Consider the following 6675-nt stretch of genomic DNA (forward strand, 5'->3'; position numbering starts at 1 on the left):
GCATAAGATGCACCTGACAGGACGACCAAGCTGATCAGGCGCCGGTACAGATAAAGGCGAAATCGTCCAACCTTCTCAATCCGCGCAATCGGAGTAGGTTTATGAGCAGCATTTCCTCATTTCGCGACATGATCGATGCGATCGCAGACCGTGGTCGTCGACTCATTGTAAAATCGTCGCGCTCCACGCGGAAGCAATCGAACTTTGAACTGCTGATGCTGCGCTGTGAGCACCTACTTTCGAGCAAAGGAGAGGCTTCAGGCCTCGCACTAGCGCGGGATATACTGACCGGCTGGGAATCGCTCAACAACGACGAGCAGCGTAAATTCATGAGCGCTCTCCTTGATAAATACGGTGCCAACGGCGCTCGTCTTGATAAAGCCATCGACGATTACCGCGCATCGCCAAATCCCGACACGCTTTCCAGGCTGCATGAGGCAGCGGAACCAAGACGGCAAGAACTCATTCGCAGATTGAACGCCGCCCCACGGGGAACAGCTGCGCTTGTCACGATGCGCGATGCGCTTCTGCATATGCAGACATCAATGCCCGAGCTTGGAGCGGTCGATTCAGATTTTTCACATCTCTTCACGTCCTGGTTCAACCGCGGTTTCCTGCAATTGCGCTCCATTGATTGGACCACACCCGCACACATCCTGGAAAAAATCATTCGCTACGAAGCCGTTCATGCCATTGGCGACTGGAATGAACTCCGAAATCGCCTGGCGCCATCGGACCGGCGGTGCTTCGCATTCTTTCATCCGCAACTTGCGGATGAGCCTTTGATCTTTGTGGAAGTAGCGCTCACGCGATCAATTCCCGACAAAATCGGCCCTTTGCTCGATAATAAGCGCGACGCGATCGCGGCAAACGATGCCGATACGGCGGTATTCTACTCAATTTCCAACTGTCAAAGCGGCCTGAGAGGCATTTCCTTCGGGAACTTTCTGATCAAACAGGTCGTCGAAGAGTTGCGTCGTGAAATACCGGCACTCAAGAATTTTGTCACCCTCTCACCCGTGCCTGGATTTGGACGCTGGTTAAAGACCGCGAGTGTCGAAGCCGACACTACACTGGAGCTTGACCGATTGCGACAACTCCTCGAAAACGCAGGCTGGGAAAACAACGAGACTTTGGCAGCCGAAATCCAACCACTGTTCTCGCGCGCAGCCACGCATTATTTCCTGAATGCTCGCACCGCTAACGGACGTCTTATCGACGCGGTCGCCCGCTTCCATCTCGGCAACGGCGCCAGACTGGAACGCCTCAATTATCTCGGAGATGTTTCCGCCAAAGCAATGCGGGAATCGCACGGATTGATGGTCAACTATCTTTACAAACTTGATGACATCGAGCGCAATCATGAAGCCTATGCAGAAAGAGGAGAGGTCATCGCTTCTGCAAATCTTCGCAAGCCAGCTTCCATTCAGCCGCCTATAAAAGCAGCCAAAAATTCCTTGGGAACAATATATGCCTAATCACCTGTTTGATGCCATCCGCAACGCAATTTCCGCGACCGACGCGATCTTCATCGAGACGCAAGCAGGGAAAATTTGGACATATGGGGATATGCTGGCGCTGTCTGCGCGCTTTGCCAATGTATTGGTCGAGCGCGGCGTTAACCCCGGCGACCGTATAGCCGTTCAAGTTGAAAAAAGTGCCGAAGCACTAGTGCTTTATCTGGCCTGTTTGCGGTGCGGTGCGGTCTATCTGCCGCTGAACACGGGCTATACCGTTGCCGAACTCGACTACTTTTTTAACGACGCCAAACCAGCCCTTGTGGTCGTCTCACCGCAAAATGCGGAAAAACTCGCCGAAACGGCCCGCGCCTGCGGTGCTGTCCTCGAAACGCTCGACGATACGGGCGGCGGCTCATTGATGGACCATGCAAACGGTGCCGGAGTGGAATTTAAAGACGTCGATCGCGGGCCAGACGATCTTGCCGCCATTCTTTATACATCGGGCACAACAGGACGCTCGAAAGGCGCGATGCTCAGCCATGACAACCTTCTCTCCAATGCTTTGACACTGCGCGATAGCTGGCACTTTGTCGCTAAGGATCGGCTCATCCACGCATTGCCGATTTTTCACACACATGGCCTGTTTGTAGCAAGCAATGTTACGCTCATTTCCGGCGCATCGATGTTTCTGTTACCCAAGTTTGATCCAGACCAGATCGTGGCCCGTCTGCCAAAAGCAACCGTATTGATGGGTGTTCCCACGTTCTATGTGCGCCTGTCACAGGACGCGCGTGTAAACCGCGAAAGCACTGCTCATATGCGGCTCTTTATCTCAGGGTCAGCACCACTTCTGAACGAAACCCACCAGACCTTCTTCGACAACACAGGACATGCCATTCTGGAACGCTATGGCATGACAGAAACCAATATGAACACCTCCAATCCTTACCAGGGGGATCGCATAGCAGGAACAGTGGGCTTTCCACTGCCTGGCGTGAGTATCCGTGTGGTGGATATGGAAAGTGGCGAGGAACTTCCAAGCGGAGAGACCGGGATGCTGGAAGTCAAAGGACCAAACGTATTCAAAGGCTACTGGAACATGCCTGCAAAGACCAAAGAGGAATTCCGTGACGACGGCTTCTTCATCACCGGCGATCTCGGTCTTATCGATGTAAAAGGCTATGTGAACATTGTCGGCCGCGGCAAAGATCTCGTAATTTCCGGCGGCTACAATATTTATCCTAAAGAAATCGAAAGCGAGATCGATCTGTTGGATGGAGTGCTTGAGAGTGCAGTCATTGGCGTACCACACAAAGATTTTGGTGAGGGCACTACAGCTGTTGTCGTGAAAAATCCCGGCTTCCTGTTGGAAGAGAAACATATACTGATCGCCTTGAGCGAACGACTGGCCCGTTACAAGCTGCCAAAGCGGGTTCTATTTGTAGACGAATTACCGCGAAACACCATGGGCAAGGTTCAAAAGAACATACTTCGGGAGCGTTACCGCCAGCTCTACGAATAATGGCATAGCTTTTGGCAGTGCTAACGTCGCATTTTTCAACGTAGCAAATCTCATCGCACTTCTTGCTAATCAATATTACATCACCGCAGCCTTCCGGAAGATGTACTATTAAATAGTATTGCAGCTTAACATTTTGAAAGTGCCGATGTCACTATACCTGAGTATAGGTTGGCCGAAACATCGTGGGTATCTATCTTTGTTGTGGGAGCACAAGCACGACTAAGGAGTATCTGATGAACGATATATCTCGACGTGGAGCATTGCTGGCATTGACTACTGGAGCAGCAGTTGTTGCAACGAGTGCAATTGCTACTGAAACACCGCAACCACAGAGACCCGGCTCGGCGGAAACGATCCTGGACCGAGAAACGTCGTTAAGGATGAGCTTAGTCCCGACATGCTCAACCAGCCAGCAACTGACTCCGACACAATACCCAACCTAAAATTCTCATTTGCCGATGCACCCACAAAACTCTATCCGGGTGGATGGACAAGACAGGTGACTGTCCGCGAGTTAGGCATATCAAACAGCATTGCAGGCGTTGACATGCGCCTCAACTCAGGTGGGGTTCGTGAGTTACATTGGCATAAGGAGGCTGAATGGGCCTATATGCTTTACGGTAATGCCCGAATTACTGCAGTCAATGCCGCGGGGGAAAATTTTGTCAGCGATGTCGGACCAGGAGATCTGTGGTACTTTCCTTCGGGTATCCCACATTCCATCCAGGGCCTTGGTCCCGATGGCTGTGAGTTCCTGCTTGTTTTCGACGATGGTGGTTTTGATGAGGATAGCACCTTTCTGCTAACAGACTGGTTCAACCATATCCCGCCCAACCTGCTGGCGAAGAATTTTGGAGCGCCGGTCGGGGCATTTGAAAACCTTCCCAAAGAGAGTGAGCGTTATATGTTCCCTCTTCCAGTCCCTGTCTCCAGCGCTCAAGATGATCGGCCAACCGGAGCGAAAGAGGCATCTGACCGGCTCAGTCACCGTATGATGGCCCAGGAGTCGATTAAAACACCAAATGGAACCGTTCGAATTACCGACTCGAGCAACTTTCCTGCATCGAAAACAATCGCTGCCGCTCTTGTCGAAATCGAGACTGGCGGCATTCGTGAACTCCATTGGCATCCAAATACGGATGAATGGCAGTATTACATAGAAGGGCAAGCCAGAATGGGGGTATTCGCCGCAAACGGCCATTCAAGGACATTTGATTATGCTGCGGGCGATGTCGGCTATGTTCCCTTCGCTATGGGGCACTATGTGGAGAACACTGGCAAAACCACGCTCCGCTTTCTGGAAATGTTCAAGAGCAGTTACTATGCGGACGTATCGCTGAATCAATGGTTGGCACTGACGCCCTCGGAACTGGTTCAGGGACATCTTAATCTCGATCCGAAGAAGGTCACGTTCAGAAAGGCGAAAGAACCCATTATCTGAACACGCCAGATGCGGACCGGAACAGCCGGTCCGCATGCTCAAAACTCCTCAATAGAGGCTACTTTGCGTACAAGTTCGGCCAGAGATTTCGCTTTCATTTTCCGCATAACAGAGGCTCGGTGCACTTTTATTGTGATTTCTTGCACATTTAGGTCATAAGCAATTTGTTTGTTCATTTTGCCGGCAACAACAGCCTTCAAGACTTCAGACTCTCTTGGCGTTAATTTGCTTGCAAGGTTCCGTACCTGGTCGACCTCGTCATGCAGGGCAAGTCGCTTTGAGTACTTGTTTAAAGCTTGGCTGACTGCATCCAGAAGAGTTTGCAGTCGGAAGGGTTTCTCCAGGAAATCTGATGCTCCGGCCTTGAGCGCTTTAACCGTCATGGGGATATCGCCATACGCTGTCATGAATATAATGGGCATAGCACTTCCAACCCTGTCCAGATGCTCTTGAATTTCCAGCCCGCTCATTTCCGGAAGGTTCACATCCAAAAGAATGCAGCCAATGCCTATTAATGGTATTGATCTTAAGAACGATCGTGCAGATCTAAAATAAATAGCAAGAAGGGATTCCTCTTCAAATATATTCGATAAAGAATCACAGATTTCTTGATCGTCATCTACAATGTATATTGTAAAATCGCGATTTGCCTTGTTATCCATAGACATAAATCCCCATCCACAAAACGGAAAATCATTAATATAAAATCAATCTATACGAGAAACCTATTCACTTTATGGAGATTACATTTTTATCGGCTGCAATATATAAATCAAAGAATTCGGAAGGGGTGTTTTCTCATTGCTTGAACAGAGGTGCGGAATGCCCCGGTTCCGGTTATCAGGTGTGTAAATGAGCTAAGGCATTCCATTCAGCCTTGGTATTGTGGCGAGTTTGAGCGATCTCATCCAGCGCGCAGCCATCCCGATCGGCTTCGCTCAGGCTGACATTATGACAGCACTCTTCTGTGGCTGTAGATTTGATTGATCCGACAGCGGTCGTCCTCTATGCCTAGCGAAAAGGTTCCGGCACGTGCCTCCTGCAGACGAAAATCATGGTCAAGCCCGGATTGATAAGACACTTCACCCTCGAAGCATTTCGCACGGTGGTGGAGTTGCCCCTTAAAAACCGGACATTTTCAGGATTGAGCATTTCGGCTCAGGAACTCTCGTGGAGATTGATATCCTAAAGCCTTGTGCGGGTGAAGATTGTTATAGTGCTCGAACCATGATGGCAGTTGAGCCATGACAGTTTCGGCGTCCGGCGTCGGGTTGATCCGGACATAATCGCGCTTGAATGTTTTGACGAAAGCCTCAGCCATTCCATTTGACTGCGGGCTGCGCACTGGTGTTCTGCACTGTTCCATACCGATATCCCGGAGCAGGGACGCGGTGTTTTTCGCAATGAAGCATGAACCATTGTCGGTAAGCCACTGGATGGGCTCTGCCAGCATATTGATGCGCCCGAAGCGGTTTTCTACCGCCGTGATGACAAGGTCCTGTACATCTTCGCTCTTGATGCCTTCTGTCGTGGCCACATGAGCGATTGCTTCCCGATCACAGCAGTCGAGCGCAAATGCAACGCGGACCTTTTCCTTGTTGTCGCACGTGATCTCGAAGCCATCGGAGCACCATCTGGTATTGGAGCGCTCGACGGTGACTTGCCCGTCGTGTCTGCGTTCACCGGCAGCTCCGGTATGGCGCTGAAGGAGCAGATCATGCCGCTTCATCACGCGATAAACACGTTTGGCGTTCGGCCATGAACGCCCCTGTTCACGGGCCTTGCGCCGCAGAATGGCATGAACGCGCCGATAACCATAGGTCGACATTTCTTCAATGACCGCCTTGATCTGAGCAACCAGATCAGCGTCGGGAAGCGGAGGTCTCCCTCGGGCTCTGGAAAGGGTGCCTGTGGCGCGTGCAGCGATATTCGACCGGGCAACGCCTAACGTCTCGCATAGCGCCTTCATCGCAAAACGTCCTTCGGCAGCGAGATTGAGTGCAGCAGTCGTTTTTTTGGGCCGTTGGCGATTTCGAGGGCCTCCTTGAGAATTTCCCCTTCCATCGTCTTCTTGCCCAGAAGGCGCTGTAATTCCTTCACCTGAGCCTGAAGCGCCCGGTATTCCGAGGCAGGGACAACCTCCTCTTCGGCTGCGGTGGCAACCAAGGCACCCTGCGATGCAAGCTTGCGCCACGCGAACAGCTGGTTAGGCGCAATGCCATGACGACGGGCGACCAGACTGACCGTCGCGC

General features: G+C 51.5%; 5 protein-coding genes. 3 read left to right on the forward strand and 2 right to left on the reverse strand.

Annotation, left to right across the window (positions count from 1 at the left end):
• Nucleotides 1-101: 101 nt before the first annotated feature.
• From ACTJKP_RS11000 to ACTJKP_RS11010, 3 genes are all read left to right on the forward strand, one after another.
• Nucleotides 102-1478 carry a malonyl-CoA decarboxylase gene (locus ACTJKP_RS11000; protein WP_440630666.1) on the forward strand — a complete coding sequence of 459 codons (1377 nt, stop codon included), beginning with the start codon at nt 102-104 and terminating at the stop codon, nt 1476-1478.
• On the forward strand, nt 1471-2982 hold the full coding sequence (locus ACTJKP_RS11005; protein WP_440630667.1) for a malonate--CoA ligase: 1512 nt from the start codon (nt 1471-1473) through the stop codon (nt 2980-2982). Before ACTJKP_RS11000 ends, ACTJKP_RS11005 begins: the two co-directional genes overlap by 8 nt.
• A 397-nt stretch (nt 2983-3379) precedes the next feature.
• Nucleotides 3380-4423 (forward strand): cupin domain-containing protein, encoded by a 1044-nt coding sequence (locus tag ACTJKP_RS11010; protein WP_440630668.1) that lies wholly within the window; start codon nt 3380-3382, stop codon nt 4421-4423.
• A 38-nt stretch (nt 4424-4461) separates the two neighbouring features.
• On the opposite strand, the gene ACTJKP_RS11015 is transcribed toward ACTJKP_RS11010, so the two are convergent.
• Nucleotides 4462-5085 (reverse strand): response regulator transcription factor, encoded by a 624-nt coding sequence (locus tag ACTJKP_RS11015; RefSeq protein WP_440630669.1) that lies wholly within the window; start codon nt 5083-5085, stop codon nt 4462-4464.
• A gap of 476 nt (nt 5086-5561) precedes the next feature.
• Nucleotides 5562-6675, reverse strand: a protein-coding gene (locus tag ACTJKP_RS11020; RefSeq protein WP_440630270.1) for an IS3 family transposase whose coding sequence is annotated in 2 segments (ribosomal slippage) — nt 5562-6445 and nt 6445-6675 — 1115 coding nt annotated over the 2 segments. Because the reading frame shifts where the segments join, the coding sequence is not laid out codon by codon here. This gene is flagged as partial in the annotation.

The sequence above is a fragment of the Brucella sp. 22210 genome (assembly GCF_052045675.1).
Classification (GTDB): Bacteria; Pseudomonadota; Alphaproteobacteria; order Rhizobiales; family Rhizobiaceae; genus Brucella.